The organism is Blautia sp. HA9023 (assembly GCF_056504095.1).
This window is the reverse complement of record NZ_JBWLUR010000010.1, coordinates 404079-427845: the sequence shown is the minus strand read 5'-3', so window position 1 is coordinate 427845 and position 23767 is coordinate 404079. Positions and strand designations below refer to the sequence as shown.

Annotated in this window: 22 protein-coding genes, 4 tRNA genes and 1 pseudogene; 24 read left to right on the top strand and 3 right to left on the bottom strand. The window is 45.1% G+C overall.

Features of this window, described 5'->3' with window-relative positions; translation table 11 throughout:
• Nucleotides 1-96 precede the first annotated feature (96 nt).
• Nucleotides 97-369, top strand: a complete 273-nt coding sequence (locus tag AC04Q6_RS17465; RefSeq protein ID WP_118071083.1) for a recombinase family protein — start codon at nt 97-99, stop codon at nt 367-369.
• The gene (locus AC04Q6_RS17460) at nt 366-1655 is read left to right on the top strand and encodes a leucine-rich repeat domain-containing protein (protein ID WP_178087494.1); all 1290 of its coding nucleotides are present in this window, start codon (nt 366-368) and stop codon (nt 1653-1655) included. The genes AC04Q6_RS17465 and AC04Q6_RS17460 overlap by 4 nt, the downstream gene beginning before the upstream one ends.
• A 243-nt stretch (nt 1656-1898) precedes the next feature.
• Here AC04Q6_RS17460 and AC04Q6_RS17455 read toward each other — a convergent pair whose 3' ends face one another.
• Nucleotides 1899-2630: a YoaK family protein gene (locus tag AC04Q6_RS17455; protein WP_118071081.1), complete on the bottom strand. Its 732-nt coding sequence runs from the start codon at nt 2628-2630 to the stop codon at nt 1899-1901.
• A 221-nt stretch (nt 2631-2851) separates the two neighbouring features.
• Between AC04Q6_RS17455 and rpmJ the strand changes: the two are divergent.
• The 12 genes and pseudogenes from rpmJ (at nt 2852) to AC04Q6_RS17395 (ending at nt 12657) form a co-directional block, all read left to right on the top strand.
• Nucleotides 2852-2966: pseudogene (rpmJ, locus tag AC04Q6_RS17450) on the top strand (50S ribosomal protein L36).
• A 307-nt stretch (nt 2967-3273) separates the two neighbouring features.
• Nucleotides 3274-3642 (top strand): 30S ribosomal protein S13, encoded by a 369-nt coding sequence (gene rpsM / locus AC04Q6_RS17445; protein ID WP_008707282.1) that lies wholly within the window; start codon nt 3274-3276, stop codon nt 3640-3642.
• 55 nt (nt 3643-3697) lie between these two features.
• Complete coding sequence (gene rpsK, locus AC04Q6_RS17440; protein ID WP_015526942.1) at nt 3698-4090, top strand: 30S ribosomal protein S11; 393 nt, start codon at nt 3698-3700, stop codon at nt 4088-4090.
• Between the two features lie 16 nt (nt 4091-4106).
• Nucleotides 4107-4700 carry a 30S ribosomal protein S4 gene (gene rpsD, locus AC04Q6_RS17435; RefSeq protein ID WP_021976086.1) on the top strand — a complete coding sequence of 198 codons (594 nt, stop codon included), beginning with the start codon at nt 4107-4109 and terminating at the stop codon, nt 4698-4700.
• A gap of 84 nt (nt 4701-4784) precedes the next feature.
• Nucleotides 4785-5744 carry a DNA-directed RNA polymerase subunit alpha gene (locus AC04Q6_RS17430; RefSeq protein ID WP_021976085.1) on the top strand — a complete coding sequence of 320 codons (960 nt, stop codon included), beginning with the start codon at nt 4785-4787 and terminating at the stop codon, nt 5742-5744.
• Nucleotides 5745-5920: 176 nt separating this feature from the next.
• The gene (locus AC04Q6_RS17425) at nt 5921-6457 is read left to right on the top strand and encodes a bL17 family ribosomal protein (RefSeq protein WP_021976084.1); all 537 of its coding nucleotides are present in this window, start codon (nt 5921-5923) and stop codon (nt 6455-6457) included.
• 199 nt (nt 6458-6656) lie between these two features.
• Complete coding sequence (locus AC04Q6_RS17420; RefSeq protein ID WP_118071080.1) at nt 6657-7397, top strand: LytR/AlgR family response regulator transcription factor; 741 nt, start codon at nt 6657-6659, stop codon at nt 7395-7397.
• Between the two features lie 252 nt (nt 7398-7649).
• Nucleotides 7650-8501, top strand: coding sequence for a phosphatidylinositol-specific phospholipase C/glycerophosphodiester phosphodiesterase family protein (locus AC04Q6_RS17415; RefSeq protein ID WP_118071079.1), 852 nt, complete (start codon nt 7650-7652; stop codon nt 8499-8501).
• A gap of 30 nt (nt 8502-8531) precedes the next feature.
• Complete coding sequence (locus tag AC04Q6_RS17410) at nt 8532-9866, top strand: MurT ligase domain-containing protein (RefSeq protein ID WP_118062103.1); 1335 nt, start codon at nt 8532-8534, stop codon at nt 9864-9866.
• Complete coding sequence (locus AC04Q6_RS17405; RefSeq protein ID WP_118071078.1) at nt 9863-10591, top strand: type 1 glutamine amidotransferase; 729 nt, start codon at nt 9863-9865, stop codon at nt 10589-10591. The genes AC04Q6_RS17410 and AC04Q6_RS17405 overlap by 4 nt, the downstream gene beginning before the upstream one ends.
• Nucleotides 10592-10600: 9 nt before the next feature.
• Complete coding sequence (locus AC04Q6_RS17400) at nt 10601-11221, top strand: WCX domain-containing protein (RefSeq protein WP_021976079.1); 621 nt, start codon at nt 10601-10603, stop codon at nt 11219-11221.
• A 14-nt stretch (nt 11222-11235) separates the two neighbouring features.
• Nucleotides 11236-12657, top strand: a complete 1422-nt coding sequence (locus AC04Q6_RS17395) for a substrate-binding domain-containing protein (protein ID WP_118071077.1) — start codon at nt 11236-11238, stop codon at nt 12655-12657.
• 81 nt (nt 12658-12738) lie between these two features.
• Here AC04Q6_RS17395 and AC04Q6_RS17390 read toward each other — a convergent pair whose 3' ends face one another.
• Nucleotides 12739-13311 (bottom strand): xanthine phosphoribosyltransferase, encoded by a 573-nt coding sequence (locus AC04Q6_RS17390; RefSeq protein ID WP_118071076.1) that lies wholly within the window; start codon nt 13309-13311, stop codon nt 12739-12741.
• Between the two features lie 173 nt (nt 13312-13484).
• Here AC04Q6_RS17390 and AC04Q6_RS17385 point away from each other — a divergent pair, with 173 nt between their 5' ends.
• The 3 genes from AC04Q6_RS17385 to AC04Q6_RS17375 all read left to right on the top strand — a co-directional run bounded on the left by AC04Q6_RS17385 (nt 13485) and on the right by AC04Q6_RS17375 (nt 15036).
• Nucleotides 13485-13712 (top strand): hypothetical protein, encoded by a 228-nt coding sequence (locus tag AC04Q6_RS17385; RefSeq protein WP_015526956.1) that lies wholly within the window; start codon nt 13485-13487, stop codon nt 13710-13712.
• A 14-nt stretch (nt 13713-13726) separates the two neighbouring features.
• A complete protein-coding gene (locus AC04Q6_RS17380) occupies nt 13727-14104 on the top strand; it encodes a metal-sensing transcriptional repressor (RefSeq protein WP_021976076.1) in 378 nt (125 codons plus the stop codon).
• Nucleotides 14105-14199: 95 nt separating this feature from the next.
• The gene (locus AC04Q6_RS17375; RefSeq protein ID WP_021976075.1) at nt 14200-15036 is read left to right on the top strand and encodes an Mrp/NBP35 family ATP-binding protein; all 837 of its coding nucleotides are present in this window, start codon (nt 14200-14202) and stop codon (nt 15034-15036) included.
• Between the two features lie 68 nt (nt 15037-15104).
• Here the strand turns inward: AC04Q6_RS17375 and AC04Q6_RS17370 are convergent, their stop codons facing one another.
• Nucleotides 15105-15983, bottom strand: coding sequence for a LysR family transcriptional regulator (locus tag AC04Q6_RS17370; RefSeq protein ID WP_021976074.1), 879 nt, complete (start codon nt 15981-15983; stop codon nt 15105-15107).
• Between the two features lie 153 nt (nt 15984-16136).
• Here AC04Q6_RS17370 and AC04Q6_RS17365 point away from each other — a divergent pair, with 153 nt between their 5' ends.
• From AC04Q6_RS17365 to AC04Q6_RS17335, 7 genes are all read left to right on the top strand, one after another.
• The gene (locus AC04Q6_RS17365; protein WP_118062110.1) at nt 16137-19892 is read left to right on the top strand and encodes a phosphoribosylformylglycinamidine synthase; all 3756 of its coding nucleotides are present in this window, start codon (nt 16137-16139) and stop codon (nt 19890-19892) included.
• Between the two features lie 183 nt (nt 19893-20075).
• Nucleotides 20076-20148: transfer RNA gene (locus AC04Q6_RS17360), tRNA-Val, on the top strand.
• A 16-nt stretch (nt 20149-20164) separates the two neighbouring features.
• Nucleotides 20165-20238 (top strand) — tRNA-Met (locus AC04Q6_RS17355).
• A 7-nt stretch (nt 20239-20245) separates the two neighbouring features.
• Nucleotides 20246-20318 (top strand) — tRNA-Val (locus tag AC04Q6_RS17350).
• 16 nt (nt 20319-20334) lie between these two features.
• Nucleotides 20335-20408: transfer RNA gene (locus AC04Q6_RS17345), tRNA-Met, on the top strand.
• Between the two features lie 179 nt (nt 20409-20587).
• Complete coding sequence (locus AC04Q6_RS17340; protein ID WP_118071073.1) at nt 20588-21553, top strand: diacylglycerol/lipid kinase family protein; 966 nt, start codon at nt 20588-20590, stop codon at nt 21551-21553.
• 93 nt (nt 21554-21646) lie between these two features.
• Complete coding sequence (locus tag AC04Q6_RS17335) at nt 21647-23764, top strand: glutamine synthetase III family protein (protein ID WP_118071072.1); 2118 nt, start codon at nt 21647-21649, stop codon at nt 23762-23764.
• The last annotated feature ends 3 nt before the right edge of the window (nt 23765-23767 follow it).

Here is a 23767-nt window from a genome sequence, read left to right as displayed (position 1 = left end):
TAAATAAAAGAATATTATTAAAATGTTACCTATATATAGGTGAATTGGATGTGTAAATGTCTACTGTATTATAAAAAAAATACAGGAGGACAAAAAATGGAGAAATATGCATATATTAGAGTATCTACCAAGGAACAAAGTATAGACAGGCAGCTGTTAGCTCTGGAACCTTACCAAATTAAAAAGAAAAATATATATTGTGACTATCAGTCGGGGCAACAGGTCATATGTGGGATAGTGGAAAAATTACAAAGGATGCAACTTGCAAAGAACCGGGAAGTAAAACTTACACTTGTACAAGATGTAGAAAAACAAGCACAGAAGAAATTCCGGCAACAGGACATCTGCATACAGAGCTACGCAATGTGAAAGCTGCGACTTGTGCGGAAGAAGGCTACACAGGAGATATCTACTGCAAGGACTGTAATACAAAGCTGTCTTCTGGTGAAAAAATTGCAAAGAAAGCTCATACATGGGATAAAGGAAAAATAACGACAGGGGTAACCTGTACGCAAAAAGGAATTAAGACTTACACCTGTACAGTTTGCAATGAAACCAAAACAGAAGAAATTCCGGCAACAGGACATCAGTATACAGAACTGCGTAATGAGATAGAAGCAAACTGCATACAGGAAGGTTATACAGGCGATGTTTATTGTACAGACTGCGGCATAAAAATTTCTTCTGGAAAAACTATTCCGAAAGAACCCCATACCTGGGATGAAGGAAAAGTAACGAAAAATGCAACCTGTACAGAAAAAGGAATCAGAACATTCACTTGCGAAGTATGTAGATCCACAAGAATAGAAGAAATCCATGCGACCGGACATGTAAATACTATTACGAAATTTTCAAAAAAAGCATCCTGTAAATCCGATGGTTACAGTGGCGATATTTTTTGCCAGGATTGTGGCAAGTTGCTGAAAGAAGGAACAATAATTCCGAAAACGAAACATACGTGGAATGCGGGAAAAATTACAACAGCGGCTACCACTACGAAGGAAGGAATCAAAACATTTACCTGTACTTTCTGTGGAGTGACAAGAACTGAAAAGATTGCAAAACTCAAACCACAGACTGTAACACCTGGAAAAGTCATAAATGATAAAGCTACAAATGGAGTTTACAAGGTACTGAAGGATGGAATGAGCGTCGAATTTACAAAGCCGTTTTATAAGAAAGCATCTGTAAGAATTCCTGATACAGTTAAAATAAATGGAATTACATGTAAAGTAACGGGAATATCAGCAAATGCTTTTAAAAATAATACGGTCCTCAAAACTGTTACTATTGGAAAGAATGTGACAGTAATAGGTACGGATGTATTTTGGGGATGCAGAAAGTTGAATAAAGTAAGTGGTGGAAATAATATAATGAAGATTGGAGACAGAGCATTTGCCAATTGCGTAAGTCTGAGTAGTATTACAATCTCAGAAACCGTCAGCAGAATTGGTAAACAGGCGTTCTATAACTGTAAAAATCTCAGAACCGTTATTATCAAGACAGGAGTATTATCTAATAAAACTATTGGTGAAAAAGCCTTTGCAGGAACATATAAAAAGCTGACTGTCAAAGTTCCGGCAAAACAGCTGAATGCATACAAGAAGCTTTTAAAATCCAGAGGAATGAGTTCCACGGCGGTCTATAAAAAATAAAGAAAATGGGAATGTCGGAAAAAATTAAGTAAATTTGAGGGAAAACGCACCGAAAAAACAGCATAGAAAAATGCGGATGCAAAACTTCAGATAAGAGAGCTTTGTGTTCCAAGATGAATGTTATTTCTTAAAATAGAACTATCCCGAACAAGCTGCAAAGTGTAAAAACTTGTACTTGCCGGGATAGTTTTATTTAGAGCTGACGGTGTTAAAAATCATTATTAATCAATGGCTCATTTTGATTCAGGCTTCTTTTTTCTTGTAGGAAATATTTCTATAATTGCTTGGGGCAGAAGTTTTCTTTTGAGATACGATAGAAGTATCAGCGGCAGTACTGCGGTCCGCAGCAATCAGCCACACCGCATAGAAAGCTGAGATCAGACAGACCCACACACCGGACAGTCCACAGTACATATAAAGGATCAGAGAAAGAGCAGCACCTGCATGGAAAGACAGCAGCGTCATTCCGTAGAATTTCGCCTTATCACGCTGTGCGTCATCTTTTTTCATAAGAAACTGTGTGACAGCAGTGGTGAACTGGCGGAGATTGTTGGTGGAAAAGATCGTCGAGCTGTTATATCCGCCGGGAGCCTTGAAAGTACACCACTGGAAAGGCATTGCGAAGAATACCGGATAAAGAGCTACGACCGGGCTCATTCTGGCTGGCAGGAAACCAAGCAGCAAAACTGCACAGATATCAATTCCGATACTGATAAAACGAAGATCTGCGGAAAAATGCTCTGGGATCCAGACCGTAAGGATAACAGCAGCCATATATATGAGAAGCGCACCCACACGCAGAAGCATATCCGAAAAATTCCTGCCTATGAGATCCCGCACAACACCAAGAAGATTGGCTGTCTGGGCATTGCCGAAAAGATCAGCTCTTGACACAATGGCATAAAGCCCCAGGTATCCACCGATAAAAGATAAGGTGTAATGTATCAGAAAACGATATTTCATTTCCGTATGCATATGTAAAGATTCCTTTCATTAAAATAGGCAGATTCCATATGTCTGCCGGACTTTGCCACCCATTATAATACAGTCTGTAAAAAAAATCAAAAATTTTTAAAATTTTTTCTTGCATTTCAGGAAAACAGGTGTTAGTATATATTTCAAGCGCGCAAATACTGTGTATGAGTGCGCCTGTGAAACTGCAGATATGAGACTAATTTACGGAAGGAGGATTTCCAGTGAAAGTAAGATCATCTGTAAAGCCGATCTGCGAGAAGTGCAAGGTCATTAAAAGAAAGGGATCCATCAGAATCATTCTGTGAGAACCCGAAGCACAAACAGCGTCAGGGTTGATTTCCATATCGGAACTTCTTTGGAATGTTTGTGAAACGTGCGGCTGCAGTATGAAACACCCGGAAGGGTTGTTCTACTGAGTGAATAATAAGCATGTATTGCCTAATACCGAGAGGCAACAGCGGTTAAGATCCGCAATTTCGGAAAGGCTGTGATTCGCCAATTACAGCTGGGTGTTTTACCGAGGCACCCCAATTAGGAAACTAGAAAAGAAAGCGGCAGGTTGATATGTCCCATTTCACCTTGCGGGAGCAAGTGACATACGATATGCAGGACTTTCAGAAACAGAAAATGGAGGAAACAGTACATGGCTCGTATAGCTGGTGTAGACTTACCAAGAGAGAAACGTATTGAAATCGGTCTTACCTACATTTATGGAATTGGTAGACCAAGCGCAGACAAAATTCTTGCTAAAGCAGAGGTTAATCCTGACACACGTGTCAGAGATCTGACTGATGACGAGGTTAAGAGACTGAGCGCTGTTATTGATGAGACAATGACAGTAGAAGGTGATCTGAGAAGGGAAATCGCCCTTAACATCAAGAGACTGCAGGAGATCGGATGCTACAGAGGTATCCGTCATCGTAAAGGACTCCCGGTTCGTGGTCAGAAGACCAAGACAAATGCGAGAACTCGCAAGGGACCGAAGAGAACAGTTGCAAACAAGAAGAAATAATTTATAGATATAACTAATTAATTTCAAAAAAAGGAAAGTGTAGGTTAGTTTTAAAATGGCAAAAGTTACAAAGAAAACGACAAAACGTCGTGTCAAGAAAAACGTTGAACACGGACAGGCACACATTCAGTCTTCCTTCAACAATACAATCGTTACACTGACAGATAACGAGGGAAACGCTCTTTCATGGGCAAGTGCCGGTGGTCTTGGATTTAAAGGTTCAAGGAAATCTACCCCTTATGCAGCACAGATGGCAGCAGAGACTGCAACAAAAGCTGCTTTAATTCATGGATTAAAAACAGTAGACGTTATGGTAAAAGGCCCGGGCTCAGGCCGTGAAGCAGCAATCCGTGCGCTTCAGGCATGCGGACTTGAAGTAACCAGCATTCGTGACGTAACTCCGGTTCCTCACAATGGATGCCGTCCACCAAAACGCAGAAGAGTCTAATTAGGAGGTAGTTGAAATGGCAGTAAACAGAGTACCTGTTCTGAAAAGATGCAGATCCCTTGGCCTGGATCCGATTTACTTAGGAATTGATAAGAAGTCCACAAGACAGTTAAAACGTGCAAACCGCAAGGTATCTGAGTACGGACTTCAGTTAAAAGAGAAACAGAAAGCAAAATTCATCTACGGAGTTCTTGAGAAACCTTTCCGTAACTACTACAAGAAAGCCGACAGAATGCAGGGCCAGACAGGTGAGAACCTTATGGTTATGCTTGAGAGCAGACTTGACAATATCGTTTTCCGTATGGGATTTGCAAGAACAAGAAGAGAGGCTCGTCAGATCGTAGATCACAAGCACGTACTTGTTAACGGAAAATGCGTAAACATTCCGTCCTATCTCTGCAAAGCAGGCGATACAATCGAGATCAGAGAGAAGAGCAAAGGTTCTGAGAGATATAAAGGAATCCTTGAGGTTACAGGTGGAAGACTTGTTCCGGAGTGGATCGATGCTGATCAGGAGAACCTGAAGGGTGTAATTAAAGAGCTTCCTACAAGAGAGCAGATCGATGTTCCTGTAAACGAGATGCTTATCGTCGAGCTGTATTCTAAATAATTAGTAACTGTTTACAGTGTCTACAGTTATAAAAATTGGTAATACCCTCGAATGTTGATTAACCCAGAAGGAGGGAACCTTATAGTGTTTGATTTCAATAAACCAAAAATCGAAATTACCGAAATATCCGAAGATAAGAAGTTTGGAAGATTCGTTGTAGAGCCTCTTGAAAGAGGTTACGGTACTACCCTTGGCAATTCTTTAAGAAGAATTATGCTGTCCTCCCTTCCGGGAGCTGCAGTAAGCCAGGTAAAGATCGATGGTGTACTTCATGAATTCAGCTCCATTCCGGGCGTGAAGGAAGATGTAACCGAGATCATCATGAATCTGAAATCTCTTGCCATCAAGAATCACAGCAGTGACAATGAGCCGAAGACCGCATACATCGAGTGTGAGGGAAAAGGTGTTGTTACAGCAGCTGATATCCAGGCAGATCAGGATATTGAGATCATGAACCCGGATCAGGTGATCGCAACCCTGAACGGCGGAAAAGACTGCAGACTGGCCATGGAACTTACCATTACCAAGGGACGTGGTTATATCAGCGCAGACAAAGGCAAAACCGATGATATGCCGATCGGTGTGATCGCAGTTGATGCAATCTACACTCCGGTTGACAGAGTCAACATGATCGTCGAGAATACACGAGTTGGTCAGGTAACTGACTTCGACAAGCTTACACTGGATGTATATACCAATGGAACACTTGATCCGGACGAGGCAGTCAGCCTTGCAGCGAAGGTTCTCAGCGAGCATTTAAGCCTGTTCATTGATCTTTCCGAGAATGCTAAGACCGCTGAGGTTATGATCGAGAAAGAAGACAATGAGAAGGAAAAGGTTCTGGAGATGAGCATTGATGAGCTTGAACTCTCTGTTCGTTCCTACAATTGCCTTAAGAGAGCCGGTATCAATACGGTTGAAGAATTATGCAACAAGACTTCTGACGATATGATGAAGGTTCGTAATCTGGGCCGCAAATCATTAGAGGAAGTACTTGCGAAACTCAAAGAGCTGGGACTTCAGCTCCAGCCTACAGAGGAATAATAATGTTGACGGTTCGCGGTGAATGTCGCGAACCGTAACTGGATAACAGGTTCTGGTACCAGCATGCCGTACGTGCGTGCACACCGCCGGAAACAGAATAATGAGTGGGGTGTCAGCAGCAGGACAGTAAGACCGAACAAGCATGTCCTGGTGTCCCACAGATGGAGGATAATAAAATGGCAAAATATAGAAAATTAAGCAGAACATCTAACCAGAGAAAAGCACTCCTGAGAAATCAGGTTACAAACCTTCTTCATCACGGAAAGATCGTGACAACAGAAGCTAAGGCTAAAGAGATCCGCAAGATCGCTGAGGGACTTATCGCTATGGCTGTACGTGAGAAAGACAATTTCGAGACAGTTACAGTAACAGCTAAAGTTGCCCGCAAAGATGCTGACGGAAAACGTGTAAAAGAAGTCGTAGACGGCAAGAAGAAAACAGTTTACGATGAAGTACAGAAAGAGATCAAGAAAGATGCTCCTTCCAGACTTCATGCACGTCGTGAGATGATGAAAGTTTTCTATCCTGTAACAGAGGTTCCTGCTAAGGGCGCTGGCAGAAAGAAAAACACAAAAGAAGTTGACATGGTTGACAAGATGTTCAGCGAGATCGCTCCGAAATACGCAGATCGTAACGGTGGTTACACAAGAATCGTTAAGATCGGTCAGCGTAAAGGCGATGCAGCTATGGAAGTTCTCATCGAGCTTGTATAATTGTAATTCTGACCATTTTAAAGGACATTTGCAGAAATGCAGATGTCCTTTTTTTGTATGCTTAAATAGTTGAAAAAATGCAGAAATGGCGGATTTACGACCATAAATTACATGAAGATGACATAAATTAAATAATGAATCATGATATAATATATAGAACAAAAAGATACAATGACAGAACAAGAGGGGATACATAAGTATGACGATGATGACCATTGCCATTTGTGACGACATGCAGGCAGATGCTAGAAAACTTCACAAACAGCTTGAGCGAATCGTTCCAGGGTCAGAAATTCGGATATTTAAAAGCGGCGAGCTTTTATTGGAAGAATTGGAAAAGAAAAGGAAACCTTATGATGCAATCTTTGTTAACATGGATTCAAAAAAAGTAGACGGACTGGAAACAATACGGAAGATACGAGAAAGAGAAATGTCAGTAGCTGTAATTTTCATGAGCAGAAGCGATGAATATTACAGAGATGCTTTTGACCTGTTTGCATATAATTATTTGCTGAAACCAGTAACTGCAGCAACATTGGAATATATTATGGAACCGTTAAAAAAGAGATTAAATATCAACACGGATGAGAGGGTGATACATTTCCAGTATCGTGCACGGGTGTATACTTTACGGCACAGCCAGGTAAGCTTTATTACCAGCAGCCTGCATATCGTAAATTTTCACATGACAGACGGAAGTATACTACAATGCAGAGGTAAACTGAAAGATTTTGAAAAACAGTTGGAAAACAGCACGTTTTTGCGATGTCACCAGAGCTTTATTATAAATATGGAACGGATTACAGGAGCCAAAAATGGCAGTTTTCGGATCGGAGATCATGTGATACCGATTTCACGTTCCTACAATCGGGTTGCTCACGAAAAATATGATGAGTATTTGCGCTTCCAGCAGGAATGCAATGGAGAAGAAACGGAATAAAATGGATATTCAAATCCTGGCTTGATTATTATGCCTTTTTAGCGTACAATCGGTAATGTACAAATTAAGAGTACAGGTATGCGAAAGGATGATGAGAATGGTCGGCAGAATTTCCGTTACTACCGGGCAGAATGAATATAGGAGAATTTCGGATGTATTGTCCGGAGATCATAAACTTGCAGAAGATATGAAGGAAAGCAGAACAGAAATGTTTTCCTTTATGTCTTGTGCATTTTTTTGTTGCCGGAGAGAATGAGACGTTTTATACTGACAGTGGAAATACTGTTTCTGTCACTGGTACTTCTCGGAGGAAGTTCGGTGCCTTTAAGAAATGATACAGCTGTTGCAACAAAGTTTCGTTGGGAGGATCACCGAACCATAGCACATGCGCTGGGTGGACTGGCTGGAAAGGATTATCTGAATTCCAGAGAGGGATTTCTTGCCATGTACGAACAGGGTGTACGGCTTTTTGAACTGGATCTTTCCAGAACATCGGACGGAGTGTGGGTATGCCGCCATAACTGGAAGGAATCCATGGGGCAGTGGAAGGGCAGCGGGAAAAAAGTTCTTACAGAGAAACAGTTTAAGAACAGTAAGATATATGGAACATATACGCCGATGACGCTGGAAGATTTTTTCCTGCTTCTGAAAGAACATCCAGATGCCTATGTGATGATCGATTCCAAACAGTACTCTCTGCGCAACTATCAGAGAACACTTGAAGATTACTGCGATTACGTGGAAATTGCAAGAGCAGCGGGAGCAGAGAGCGTTCTGGACCAGATCATTCCGGAAATCTACAGTGAGGCAATGTTTCCCGGAACCACCATGATTTATTCTTTTCCCTCCTATGTATATTCTCTGTGGCAGGAATATTCGGCAGAGGTTCTGGAGCATATCGCATCTTTCTGTGAAGAAAAAGGTATCCCTGCGGCAACAGTTTACTGGAAATACTGGTCTGAAGAAACCGAAGAAATTTTTGAAAAAAAGGGAATACGGCTGTATGTGTATACCGTAAATGACCGGAATCAGGCCAGAAAGTATATTGCACAGGGAGCAGAAGGAATCTGCACGGATTTTCTGACAGCAGAAGATCTGTGGTAGGAGAAATAAAAACAAAGGAATCAGAGGATTATGAAAATAAGAACAACCATTGCTGTGATGGCAGCAAAGATCACAGGGCATGTCTGTAAACTTATGGGACGCCAGGGTGTAACCTGGGCGGGGAAGATCGCATTGAAGATATGTCCGGATATCCTGGAGGAGCTATCCTCTCAGGTAAGAGAAAAAATATTTGTAGTATGTGGAACCAACGGAAAGACAACAACCAATAACATGCTCTGTGCAGGACTGGAGGCAGAAGGTAAAAAAGTTATCTGTAATCATACCGGTTCCAATATGCTGAACGGAGTTGTGGCAGCTTTTGTGCTGGGCGCAAGATTCAGCGGAAAACTGGATGCGGACTATGCCTGTATTGAGGTTGATGAGGCTTCCACAAGACACGTGTTCACAAAGATCAAACCGGATTATATGGTCATGACCAATTTGTTCCGTGATCAGCTGGACCGTTATGGTGAGATTGATATCACCATGAATATTCTGGAAGAAATGATGAAAAAAGTTCCGGATATGAAGGTCATCGTTAACGGTGACGATGCACTGTCCGCATATCTTGCCATGGACTGTGGCAATCCTTTTGTAACCTATGGAATCAGCAAACCGGTAATTAAGAACAAAACAAACGAGATCCGTGAGGGCCGCTTCTGTAAATGCTGCGGGGAGAGACTGGTCTACAGTTTTTATCATTACAGCCAGCTTGGTGACTACAGATGCCCGAAATGCGGATTTAAACGTCCGGAGATCAATTTTGATGCCACAGATGTGAAGGTGGATGACCAGATCGCATTTACTGTGGAAGATAAACGGATCGTGGCCAATTACAAAGGCTTCTATAACGTATATAATATCCTTGCTGCCTATGCGGGAATACGTACCGCTGGATTTAAGGCAGAACATTTTAATGAGATGCTGAAAAAATTCAATCCTGAGAACGGACGTAATGAGCAGTTCCGGATCAAAGGTACCAGCGTTGTTCTGAACCTTGCCAAGAATCCGGCCGGTTTTAACCAGAACATTTCAGCTGTGATGCAGGATGAATCACCCAAGGATATCATCATTGTGATCAACGATAATGCACAGGACGGAAAAGATATCTCCTGGCTCTGGGACGTGGATTTTGACCTTTTCGGAGGGGATAATATCAATTCCATCACAGTCAGCGGCATTCGCTGTCAGGATATGCGCCTCCGACTGAAATATGTGGATATCCCGTCCATGCTGGAAAATGATGTGGAGACAGCCATCCGCAAGCGGATCGAGGACGGATGTGGCAATCTTTATGTACTTGTAAACTATACGGCGCTGTTTGGCACCAGAAATATTCTGAAGAAACTGGAGGGTGAAAAATGAAGATAACGATTGGACATTTATATCCGGATCTTCTGAACCTTTACGGTGACAGAGGAAATATCCAGTGCCTTATGAAACGCTGTCTCTGGAGAGGCATTGAGGCAGAAACCATTGCGTTTGAACTGGGAGACAAGATCGACTTTTCCAAACTGGATATCGTTCTTCTGGGAGGCGGTTCTGACCGTGAGCAGATGCTGGTATGTGAAAAGCTGAAAGAAATTCAGAAGGATTTCAAGGCTTATGTGGAAGATAACGGGGTTGTGATCGCAATCTGCGGTGGATATCAGCTTCTTGGAAAATATTATAAGACCGATCAGGGAATGATCGAGGGCCTGAAACTGGTGGATATGAGCACAGAGCAGGGAAAAGGCCGCCTTATTGGAAATATTGTGATGCAGAGCGATCTTTTTGACATGCCCATCGTAGGATTTGAGAACCATGGCGGACGCACCACCATCGGAAACAACAAACCCCTGGGAAAAGTTCTGTCCGGATATGGCAATGACGGACAGTCCGGTGAGGAAGGTGTTGTATACAAAAATGTGATCGGAACCTATCTTCATGGTCCGCTTCTTCCAAAGAATCCACAGCTTGCTGATCTTCTGATCAGCCGTGCACTGGAAAAGAAATATGGTAAGAAGATCGAACTTGAGAAACTGGATGACAGCGAGGAGCAGGAGGCAAACTCCTATATTTTCCACCGCTTTGTAAAGAACGAAGGATAAGAGGATAGTATGGCAAAATCAAACAATCAGAAAGCGAAGATCCTGTATCTTGAAAAAATGCTGCGGGAGACAGGGGAGCATCATGCAATATCCATGCAGACGATTCTTGCGAATCTTATGGAACATGGGATCCGTGCGGAGAGAAAGAGCATTTATGACGATGTGGAGGTTCTGCGGGAGTTTGGAATGGATATCCGCTATACAAGGGAGCGGCCAGGTGGTTATTATCTGGCAGGACAGCAGGGGGCAGAGCAGCCATCCGTTCAGGCGGAAAATGCAAATGTTTCCACTCTGGAAAAAGTTCAGGAAAAGGCAGAAACAAAGAGCGTTGATATAAGTGGGTACCAGGCGCTTCTTAAGAATTCTGCGGGAACCATAAAAAAAGAAATGCGCCTTCTCTGTACAGGTGTTGCACAGGCTGAAATCCGTGATTTTTTTGGCGAAGACGCAGAGTATAAAATAAAGGAAAACGGAGATCTGATGGTAACGGCGCAGCTTCCGGAAAATTCCAAGTTTTACGGCTGGCTGACGGGCATGGGCGGAGATGTGCGTATCCTGAAACCAAAGAAATCCGCACTGGCGTACAGAGACTATCTGAAATCACTGGCAAAGGAATATAAAGGCTTATAGGAGAGGATTTGACCATGAAGAAAAAAACAGCGATCCTGCTTGTGGGAGCTCTGGCTCTTACAGCAGTTCTTTCCGGCTGCGGCAAAAACAAAGAGGCAACAGAGGCTGCCAATGAAAGTGTGGAGTCCGAAGATCCGGAGGGAAAAGCCAAAAACAGCGATGATGCGGAGGAAGAAGAAAAAGAGGAAGAAAAAGAAACTGCAGCTGCAGATAAGAAAGTAGGAGTATTTCTGCCTTCTGCTGCGGACGATTCCCGCTGGGCTCTGGATGGAGAAAGTTTTCAGACTGCACTGGAAGGAGACGGCTATGATGCGGAGATCTTTTTTGCAGATGAGGACAGTGATACGCAGGTGTCACAGATCCAGTCCATCCTGGACGATGAAAAAACGTCTGCCCTTGTGATTGCACCGGTAGATGCCTATGGCCTGAACGATGTGCTTGAACAGGCCTATGAGAAATCCATTCCTGTAATTTCCTATGATCAGCTGATCATGGATACGGATAAGATCAACTATTATGTTACTTTTGATACGAGAAAAGCAGGAAAAATGGTGGGAGATTCCATCATCAAAAAAATGGATCTGGAGAAAGCCAGAGAAGAAAAACGCACGCTGACCATCGAGTTCCTGATGGGTTCTCCGGATGACCGTGATGCACTGTTCTTTTATAATGGCGTGATGGAAAAACTTCAGGAATATTTCGATGACGGAACACTGGTGTGCACTTCAGGAAAGCAGACGCTTGATGATACTGCAGTGATGCGTTCCGGAAGAAATACCGCGAAGAACGATATGGCAGAGATCCTTTCCCAGAATTATACAGAAGGCACACCGGACATTATCTGCACAGGTGCCGATGACCTTGCTCTTGGTGCCGTTGATGCCCTGGAGGATGCTGGCCATGTGTCAGGTGAAGAGGGATGGCCAATGATCACTGGCTGTGGCTGTGAGGCAGAAGCAGTAACTGCTGTGATTGAGGGAAAACTTGCAGACAGTCTGTTCTTTGACAACCGCGTGCTGGCAAATGACTGTGTGACTATGGTGGACACTTTTCTGAAAGGGGAGAAACCAGAGATTTCTGATTACGAGCAGTATGACAACGGAACCAAGATCGTGGGAACTGTAACAAGCGATATCCAGCTGATCGATGCGGATAATTACCAGATGCTTGTGGATGACGGATATTATGATGAGGATGAGATTGTACCGGAAGCAACTCCGACACCGATTCCGACAGCAACACCGGAAGTTACGGTAACAGAAGAACCGGATAAAGATGTAACTCCTACACCGTCTGAGAAAGCTGACGGAGAAGATGACAAAACCACCCCGACACCGTCAGAAGAGGCTGGTGCTTCTGTGACTCCGACACCGGAAGCAGATGAAACGGCAACTCCGACACCTACAGAGAAAGCTTCCAAAGGTGCAGATGCATAAAACAAAATAAATATGGCAAAATAAAAATACTCCTGGAAACCGACATACGTAAGTTTCCAGGAGTATTTTTTATGATAAATCTTATTCGCGGAAAGTAAGCTTGCCACCTTCAATGGAATCAATGATGGCAAGGGATTCCAGATGGATACCCATATCACGGATGGTCTGTCCGCCGGACTGGAAGCCTTTTTCGATAACGATTCCGGCACCTTCCAGAGTTGCACCGGATTTCTTCACGATGTCGATCAGGCCAAGAAGTGCGCAGCCGTTTGCAAGAAAATCATCGATCAGGAGTACGTGATCTTCAGGACCAAGGAATTTCTTGGAAAGGATTACATCATAAACTTTCTTGTGTGTAAAGGATTCTACCTTGGTGGTATACATTTCACCGTCAAGGTTTACACTCTGTGCTTTCTTTGCAAATACAACCGGTACGTGGAAATACTGTGCCGCAATGCAGGCAATACCGATACCGGAAGCCTCGATGGTAAGGATCTTGGTGATTGGACAGTGGTCAAAACGTTTCTTGAATTCTTTACCGATCGCATTGATCAGGTCAATATCCATCTGATGATTCAGGAAGCTGTCCACTTTTAAAATATTTCCTTCTTTTACTACGCCGTCTGTCAGAATTCTGTCTTTTAAAAGCTGCATGAAATTTATCTCCTTTGATTTATCACATTAATGTATGTTTACTGCTCACGGACAGAGCAGTAATATTTTTAATATGTATCATACGACAATATTTGCGTGAGTGCAATTATTTTTGACAAAAAAACATAAAATTATTATAATAGATAAGATGACAAAGAAAGGAACAGACACGGATGAAAGAGTACGAAGTAATCTGGGAAATTTTTAACAAATGCCCGAGAAATCAGATGCGTGATGTATTTGTGGAAGAAGTGGAGATCGCAGATCCGGAAGCGTATGTGAAACAGAAATTTCAGGGAAAGGATGTCTCCTACGAGAAGACAGTACTGGAAGACGGAACCATCATTTTTGACATTCAGACATCCATGATCCGGCAGCGCTGTTCTTTCACGGAAATCTGAAGGAGGAATTACACATGAGTGATAAAAACGAAACGCATGTGCACGTTCTCGAGGATGGAACCGTTCTTGAACATACCCATGGGGAGCAGGAACATGTGCATACTCATAATGGCACACATCCTCATCATCACAGCCACGCACAGACCAAGGCTGTGCTCAACAGACTTTCCAGGGCCATCGGTCATATGGAATCCATCAAGCGCATGGTGGAGGACGGACGTGACTGCAGCGAGGTGCTGATCCAGCTGTCAGCCGTGAAATCTGCGATCAATAATACAGGCAAGATCATCCTGCAGGATCATATAGAGCACTGTATCGTGGATGCAGTGGAGCATGGAGACCGGGATGCTATCAAGGAACTGGAAAAAGCGATCGACAGATTTATGAAATAAGGTAAGGCGTTCATGAGCAAATCGTGAATGAGGAAAATGCACGGACAGAGAGCCAGTTCTGCCTGTGTAAATACAAAGAATGAGAGGAACCTATTATGGCAAAAGAGTGCAGCAATTCATCCTGCAACAAATCAAGCTGTGAAGGCTGCGGCCAGAAACAGCCCCAGAGCCTCATGGCAGAACCAAATGTTTTTTCTGACGTAAAACATGTGATCGGAGTTGTCAGCGGAAAGGGTGGCGTTGGTAAATCCTTCGTAACAGGCTCCCTGGCCAATCTGATGGCTTCCAAGGGATATAAAGTGGGCATTATGGATGCGGATATCACAGGTCCGTCCATCCCGAAGATGTATGGCATCAAGGGTAATGCACAGGGCAGTGACAACGGAATCTATCCGATGCCAACTGCAAACGGAATTGAGGTTATGTCTGTAAACCTTCTGCTTCCGGATGAGGAGACACCGGTAATCTGGAGAGGCCCGGTCCTTGCAAATATGGTAAAACAGTTCTGGAGTGATGTAATCTGGGGCGAGCTGGATTATCTCTTCGTAGATATGCCGCCAGGAACCGGAGATGTTCCGTTAACTGTATTCCAGTCCCTGCCGATTGACGGTGTTGTGATCGTTACTTCCCCGCAGGATCTGGTTCGCATGATCGTCAAGAAAGCCTACAATATGGCTGATATGATGAAAGTTCCGGTACTTGGAATCGTGGAGAACTACAGCTACGTGAAATGTCCGGACTGCGGAAAAGAGATCAAGGTCTTTGGCGAGAGCCATATCGATGAGATCGCCGCAGAACTTAAAGTTCCGGTACTTGGCAAGATGCCGATCGATGTGAAACTTGCAGAGCTTGCAGACAGCGGCCTGTTCAGCAAGATCGAGAACGAGTATATCACTGCGGCAGCAGATGTAATGCCGAAAGATGAAGCGTAAGGAATAAAAAGGCAATAACAGAAAAGACCATCGGAATCCGATACAATAAGGATTCCGATGGTCTCTTTTTAGATCTGGGAAAAATATTTCAGGAAGCACTGGGCGGCCTGAGAAAGCTGCAGCGCTTCATGGTGTGCGATCACGGCGCTTCTTGCAGGCAGCGGTGTTTTCAGGTGGACCGGTTCCAGGCCCGGGCGGTTGCGGAGCATATAGTCCGGGATACAGGCAATACCAAGTCCGATCTCCGCAAGGTCGATCAAAAGATCGTTGCTGTTCAGTTCCACCTCAGGCAGCAGCTTCAGTCCCTGGGCCGCAAACACCTGATGAAGGTATTCACTGGTAGTGCTTTTCGGAGCAAGCATCAGGATGGGATAATCCAGAAGGTTTTCCAGGGAAAGAGGCGTTTTTCCCATGGTAAAATAATCCGGGTTTGCTACGAAGATATCACGGAATTCCAGCACAGTCTGAAGTTTTGTGTGGGAAGAAAGCCGGGAGTTGGGGTAATTGGTGACGATCAGTTCTGCCTGGCCGTTTTCCAGAAGCTCCGCACATCCGATGGAAGTGATGTTGATGATCTTGATCCGCACTTCCGGGTGATCCTTGTGGAACCGGCGGAGATAAGGGATGAGGAAATAGCGGCACAGAGTATCGCTGGCACCGATCCGCAGCTGACCGGTAAGATTTCCCTCGCCGGAAAGGGCTGCCTCGCCTTCGTTAAGCATGGAAAGGGCCGGTTTTACGTGCTGGAGAAGAAGCTCTCCCTCAGGAGTCAGGATCACCCGTTTGGTGCTTCGAACGAACAGGGTGTGGCCCAGTTTTTTCTCCAGGTTTTTGACCGCCTGGCTGACTGCAGACTGGGAGATAAAAAGCTGTCTGGAAGCCTCCGAAAAACTTAGGGTTGTGGCCACGTAATAAAACACTTTGTAGAGTTCAAGATTGATATCCATATGTAAAAATCCTCCGCTTATAAATGATATAAGATATATTAATTTTACTAATGATATTTCCTATGATACTATATTTTCAGCAGAAAAGAAAGACAGAAATGCTTTCTGCACGTTTACCATCCTTATTATCGGATATAGAGAAAGGAGCCTTCTATGAGCAACGTAAGACGTGTGTATGTAGAAAAGAAACCTGCCTTTGCAGTAAAAGCAAAGGAACTGAAACATGAGATCAAACATTATCTTGGCATCAGCACTGTGACAGCAGTCCGTGAGCTGATCCGTTATGACGTGGAGAATATCTCCGATGAAGTATTTGAGAAAGCCTGCAAGACCGTATTTGCAGAGCCGCCGGTAGATGATCTGTATCTTGAGAAATTTGATGTGGCAGAGGGCGCACGTGTATTTTCCGTAGAATTCCTCCCTGGACAGTTTGACCAGAGAGCAGACTCCGCTGTACAGTGTGTACAGTTCCTGGATGAGAATGCGGCACCGATCATCCGCTCCGCAACTACTTATGTAATTGAGGGAACCGTTACAGACGCAGAGTTTGAGGCAATCAAACATCACTGCATTAACCCGGTGGATTCCCGTGAGACAGGACTTGAGAAACCGGAGACACTGGTAACCGTATTCCCGGACCCTGAGGATGTGAAGATCTTTGACGGATTCAAGGATATGGCAGAGGCTGATCTGAAAGAGCTGTACGCTTCTTTGAACCTTGCCATGACATTCAAGGATTTCCAGCATATCCAGAAATATTTTAAAAATGAAGAGAAACGTGATCCGTCCATGACAGAAATCCGTGTTCTGGATACTTACTGGTCTGATCACTGCCGACATACCACTTTCTCCACAGAGCTTACCAGCGTGAAGTTTGATGAAGGCGACTATAAAGCTCCAATCGAAAAAACATACGAAGAATATCTGGATGCCCATAAGAACATGTACAAAGGCCGTGATGACAAATTTGTCTGCCTGATGGATCTGGCTCTTATGGCAATGAAGAAACTGAAAGCAGAAGGCAAACTTGCAGACCAGGAAGAGTCCGATGAGATCAATGCCTGCAGTATCGTGGTACCGGTGGATGTGGACGGAAAAGAAGAAGAGTGGCTGATCAACTTCAAGAACGAGACCCACAACCATCCGACCGAGATCGAGCCTTTTGGTGGTGCGGCTACCTGCCTTGGCGGTGCCATCCGTGACCCGCTTTCCGGACGTACCTATGTATATCAGGCAATGCGTGTAACCGGTGCGGCTGATCCGACTGTATCCGTAAAAGAAACTCTGAAGGGTAAACTTCCGCAGAAGAAACTTGTCCGCAGCGCAGCTCACGGTTACAGCTCCTACGGAAACCAGATCGGTCTTGCAACCGGTGCTGTAAAAGAAATCTATCATCCGGACTACGTTGCAAAACGTATGGAGATCGGTGCGGTTATGGGTGCTGCTCCGAGACGTGCGGTTATCCGTGAGAATTCCGATCCGGGAGATATCATCATCCTTCTTGGAGGACGTACCGGCCGTGACGGTATCGGTGGTGCTACCGGTTCTTCCAAGGTTCACACAGAGGCTTCCATTGAGGTCTGCGGCGCAGAGGTGCAGAAAGGTAATGCACCGACAGAGCGTAAGATCCAGAGAATGTTCCGCAGAGAAGAAGTCAGCCATATCATCAAGAAATGTAATGACTTCGGTGCGGGCGGTGTTTCTGTTGCCATCGGCGAGCTGGCACCAGGACTTCAGATCGACCTTGACAAAGTTCCGAAGAAGTATGCAGGTCTTGACGGAACTGAGATCGCCATCTCCGAGTCTCAGGAGCGTATGGCTGTTGTGGTTGACCCGAAAGATGTGGATACTTTCCTGAAATACGCAAATGAAGAGAATCTTGAGGCAGTTCCTGTTGCAGTTGTAACTAAGGAGCCACGCCTTGTCCTCAACTGGAGAGGAAAAGAGATCGTAAATATTTCCCGTGCATTCCTGGATACCAACGGTGCACATCAGGAGACTTCCGTTGAGGTTGAGATTCCGTCCAAAGACGGAAACCTTTTTGAAAAACGTCCGGATGTCACAGACGTAAAGAAAAAATGGCTGGATACTCTCGCTGACCTGAATGTATGCTCACAGAAAGGTCTTGTGGAGATGTTTGACGGCTCCATCGGCGCAGGCAGCGTATTTATGCCTCACGGTGGTAAATATCAGCTGACAGAGACACAGTCCATGGTTGCAAAAGTTCCGGTACAGAACGGAAAAACAGAGACAGTTACCATGATGAGCTACGGCTTCGATCCATACCTTTCCTCCTGGAGCCCGTATCATGGAGCATCTTACGCAGTAACAGAGTCTGTTGCCAAGATCGTTGCAACCGGTGGTGACTATAAGAAGATCCGCTTCACATTCCAGGAATACTTCCGTCGTATGACCGAAGATCCGAAGAGATGGAGCCAGCCGTTCTCCGCACTGCTTGGCGCTTATGCGGCACAGATCGGATTCGGCCTTCCTTCCATCGGCGGTAAGGACAGTATGTCCGGAACCTTCAATGACATTGATGTTCCTCCGACACTGGTATCTTTCGCAGTGGATGTTGCAAAAGTAAAAGACGTGATCACACCGGAGCTCAAAAAAGCAGGAAGCAAACTGGTATGGCTCCGTGCACCGAAGGACGCTTATGACCTTCCGGATTATCCGGCTCTTATGGAGCAGTATGACAAATTACATCAGGATATCCAGGCTGGCCGTGTGATCTCCGCATATGCACTTGACCGTCATGGAATCGCCGCAGCAGTCAGCAAGATGGCATTTGGTAACGGTATGGGCGTGAAGATCGAGCATAGCCTTGATCCAAGAGATTTCTTTGCCCCGGCATTCGGAGATATCATCTGCGAAGTTCCGGATGGAAAAGTCGGCGAGCTTGCTATCACTTACACAGTGATCGGTGAGGCTACAGACGATGCGAAATTCTCCTACGGCGATACTGAGATCACTCTGAAAGAGGCACTTTCCACATGGGAGGGCACTCTGGAGAACGTATTCAAGACAGCAGCAGGAACCGAGGATGTCAAAGCAGATGACGGTTCCCTTTACAAAGCAGACAGCATCTATGTATGCAAACATAAAGTGGCAAAACCATGCGTATTCATTCCGGTATTCCCTGGAACAAACTGTGAGTACGACAGCACCCGTGCATTTGAGAGAGCAGGCGCTGAGGTAGATGTAAAAGTATTCAAGAACCTGACAGCAGAAGATATCCATGATTCTGTGGAGATCTTTGAGAAAGCTATCAGCCAGGCACAGATGATCATGTTCCCGGGTGGATTCTCAGCAGGTGATGAGCCGGATGGATCTGCGAAATTCTTTGCAACTGCATTCCAGAATGAGAAGATCAAAGAGGCAGTTATGAAGCTTCTCAATGAGCGCGATGGTCTGGCACTTGGTATCTGCAACGGATTCCAGGCCCTGATCAAACTGGGACTGGTACCGTACGGCGAGATCTGTGGTCAGAAAGAGGATTCTCCGACACTGACCTACAATACCATCGGCCGTCACGTATCCAAGATGGTTTACACAAAGGTTGTCAGCAACAAGTCTCCATGGCTTCAGAAAGCACAGCTTGGCGGAATTTACTGCAACCCGGCTTCCCACGGTGAGGGACGTTTTGTTGCAAATGATGAGTGGCTGAAGAAACTCAAAGAAAACGGACAGATCGCAACCGAGTATGTACCGGTAGATGAGACTGGCTATGAGGGCGAGTTCAATGTAAACGGCTCTTATATGAACATCGAAGGTATCACAAGCCCGGATGGACGTGTTCTCGGAAAGATGGCACACAGCGAGCGTCGTGACGCAGGTGTAGCTGTAAATATCTACGGAGAGCAGGATATCAAGATTTTCGAATCTGGTGTAGAATACTTCAAGTAATATCCGTAAGCTTGCAGTGGCAGGGGATTTCAGACCTCCCTGCCACTGTAAAAATACAAAAAAACATATATTTTTTAAAAAATTAAAAAAAGTGAAAAAAAGTGTTGACACAAGTCAGAAACCATTATATAATAGCAAAGCGAGTTGCGGAACAGAAGAGTTCTTAAGACGAGCAACTGTTATGGGATCTTAGCTCAGCTGGGAGAGCATCTGCCTTACAAGCAGAGGGTCATAGGTTCGAGCCCTATAGGTCCCATGTTACAAAAAGATATGGCGAGATAGCTCAGTTGGCTAGAGCACACGGTTCATACCCGTGGTGTCGAGGGTTCGAATCCCCCTCTCGCTACTTATATGGGATCTTAGCTCAGCTGGGAGAGCATCTGCCTTACAAGCAGAGGGTCATAGGTTCGAGCCCTATAGGTCCCATGTTACAAAAGAATATGGCGAGATAGCTCAGTTGGCTAGAGCACACGGTTCATACCCGTGGTGTCGAGGGTTCGAATCCCCCTCTCGCTACTTAACAAAAGGTCTGAAGATTCAATTTTATTGGGTTTTCGGACTTTTTTTGTTATAAATTTCCGGCGGTCTGTGGTAAGACCAGATGTAAAAACTTAAGATTGACATTTTACATCGTTTTTTTTATCATAGTAAAAGAATAGACATAACGAATCATTTCGGGAAATGAGGATTGGATAATGAAAAAAAGAATGCTTTTTGTTTTCAACCCCAAAGCAGGAAAAGGAAGAATCAAGACGCATCTGCTGGACATTGTGGATATCTTTAACAAAGGTGGGTACGAAGTGATCATCCGTGCCACACAGGGACCGAAGGATGCTTATGAACAGGTGAAGGAATATGCGGATCAGGTGGATCTGATCGCCTGCAGTGGTGGTGATGGTACACTGGATGAAGTGGTTACCGGAATCGTGGAAGTGGGCAGCCGGACACCCATCGGCTACATTCCTGCAGGAAGCACCAATGATTTTGCCAACAGTCTGTTTATGCCGAAGAGTATGACTGCAGCTGCATCCATGATCATGGAGGAGCAGATCTATCACTGTGACATCGGTAAATTTAATAACCAGACATTTGCCTATGTGGCTGCGTTTGGACTGTTTACCAATGTTTCCTATGAGACAGACCAGGATCTGAAAAATATCCTGGGACATGTGGCCTATGTGCTGGAAGGGATGAAACAGCTTTTTGAGGTGAAATCCTATCATTTGAAAGTAACTTCCGATGAGCTGACCGTAGAGAATGATTTTATCTACGGCATGATCAGTAATTCCAGATCTGTAGGCGGTTTTAAGAACCTCACCGGAAAAAATGTGGATATGAATGACGGACTGTTTGAGGTGACACTGATCACCAACCCGAAGAATCCGCTGGAGCTTCAGGAGATCATGACTGCACTTCTCACCGCAGAAGATAATACAGATCTGATCTATTCTTTCAAATCCGCACATGTTGTGATTGAGTCGGAGGAGGCTGTTCCGTGGACGCTGGACGGAGAATTCGGAGGAGACCAGACCCGTGTGGAGATCGATAATCTTCATGAGGCCATGAACCTTTATCTCACCAGCAGTAAGAAACAGAAAAAAAGCCGGCTGAACCAGAAAATGCAGGAGCTCAAGGAGATCACCCAGAACAGCGAAGAATGATCCGGGCATCCGAGGACAAGGTGATCATACAGAGGTGAAAACGTCTTTCCTCATAAGAAAGACTGGATATACAGGAACGAAAAGGAGGAAGAAATGGGAGATTATATCAACGTAAAGGAAATCTTTGGCTGCGATGTATTTAACGATTCTGTTATGCAGGACCGTCTGCCGAAGAAGGTATACCGCGAACTGAAAAAGACAATAGAAGAGGGCAAGGAGCTGTCCATGGAGATCGCTGATGTGGTTGCACATGAGATGAAGGAATGGGCCATCGAGAAGGGTGCCACTCATTATTGTCACTGGTTTCAGCCGCTGACAGGCGTTACTGCCGAGAAGCATGATGCATTTGTCACAGCACCAAGAGAAGATGGCAAGGTACTCTTAAGCTTTTCCGGCAAGGAGCTGATCAAGGGTGAGCCGGATGCATCTTCATTCCCGTCCGGAGGACTTCGCGCAACATTCGAGGCCAGAGGCTATACAACATGGGATTGTACATCACCGGCCTTTGTACGTCATGACGCAGCCGGCGGAATCTTATGTATCCCTACTGCATTCTGCTCCTACACAGGAGAGGCACTTGACCAGAAAACACCGCTTCTTCGTTCCATGGAAGCGATCAATACACAGGCACTTCGACTTCTCCGCCTTTTCGGAAATACAACTTCCAAAAAAGTAACGCCTTCCGTTGGAGCTGAGCAGGAATATTTCCTGGTCGACAAGGAGAAATGGCTCCAGAGAAAAGACCTGATCTACACAGGAAGAACTCTTTTCGGTGCCATGCCGCCGAAGGGACAGGAGATGGATGACCATTATTTCGGAACCATCCGTCAGAGAATCTCCGCATACATGAAAGAAGTCAACGAGGAGTGCTGGAAACTGGGCGTAACAGCCAAGACACAGCATAACGAGGTTGCACCTGCACAGCATGAGCTGGCTCCGATCTACGCACCGGTAAATATCGCTGCAGACCACAACCAGATCATGATGCGTATCCTTAAAAAAGTTGCCAGCCGCCACGGTATGCGCTGCCTGCTTCATGAGAAACCTTTCGCAGGAGTGAACGGTTCCGGTAAACACAACAACTGGTCCCTGACAACCGATGACGGAATCAACCTTCTTGAGCCAGGTAAAACTCCTCATGAGAATATCCAGTTCCTTCTTGTACTGACCTGTATCCTGAAAGCGGTTGATGAACATGCAGATCTTTTAAGAGAATCAGCGGCAGACGTTGGAAACGACGAGCGTCTTGGCGGAAATGAGGCACCACCTGCAGTTATTTCCGTATTCCTTGGCGAGCAGCTTCAGGACGTGCTGGAGCAGCTGATCAGTACAGGTACTGCCACACACAGCAAGACCGGCGAGATCCTGGATACCGGTGTTAAGACACTTCCGGATTTCATGAAAGATGCAACAGACCGAAACAGAACCTCACCGTTTGCATTCACAGGAAACAAATTCGAGTTCCGTATGGTAGGTTCCCGTGATTCTATTTCCGAGTGCAACGTTGTACTGAACACCATTGCGGCAGAAGTATTCCGCGAGGCATGCGACCGTCTGGAAGCAGCAGAAGATTTTGACACCGCAGTACATGACCTGATCAAAGAGTACGCAACGGAGCATCAGCGTATTGTATTCAACGGAAACGGATATGCACCGGAGTGGGAGGCTGAGGCAAAGAGACGTGGACTTCCGATCCTTCCGTCCATGGTAGATGCTATTCCTGCACTGACTACAGACAAGGCAGTGAAGCTGTTTGAATCCTTCAATGTATTCACAAGAGCAGAGCTTGAGTCCAGAGCAGAGATTCAGTACGAAGGTTATGCAAAAGCCATCAACATCGAGGCCAAGGCCATGGTGGATATTGCAACCAAGCAGATCATCCCTGCAGTCATCCGTTACACAACCGTTCTTGCAGAGTCCATCAATTCTGTAAAAGCAGTAAGTGCAGCGCTTGATGTCAGTGTGCAGACAAGCCTTCTGGAAAAATCCTCCACGCTTCTCGCAGAGACCAAGGCAGCCATGGACAAACTTTCCAGACTGATCGCAGAGGCGGAAGCTCATGAAGAGGGACGTGACCGTGCCGTATTCTTCAGAGAGAGCGTTGTACCGGCAATGAAAGCATTAAGAAAACCGGTAGATGAGCTTGAGATGATTGTGGACAAAGATATGTGGCCGATGCCATCTTACGGCGATCTGATCTTTGAGGTATGACCG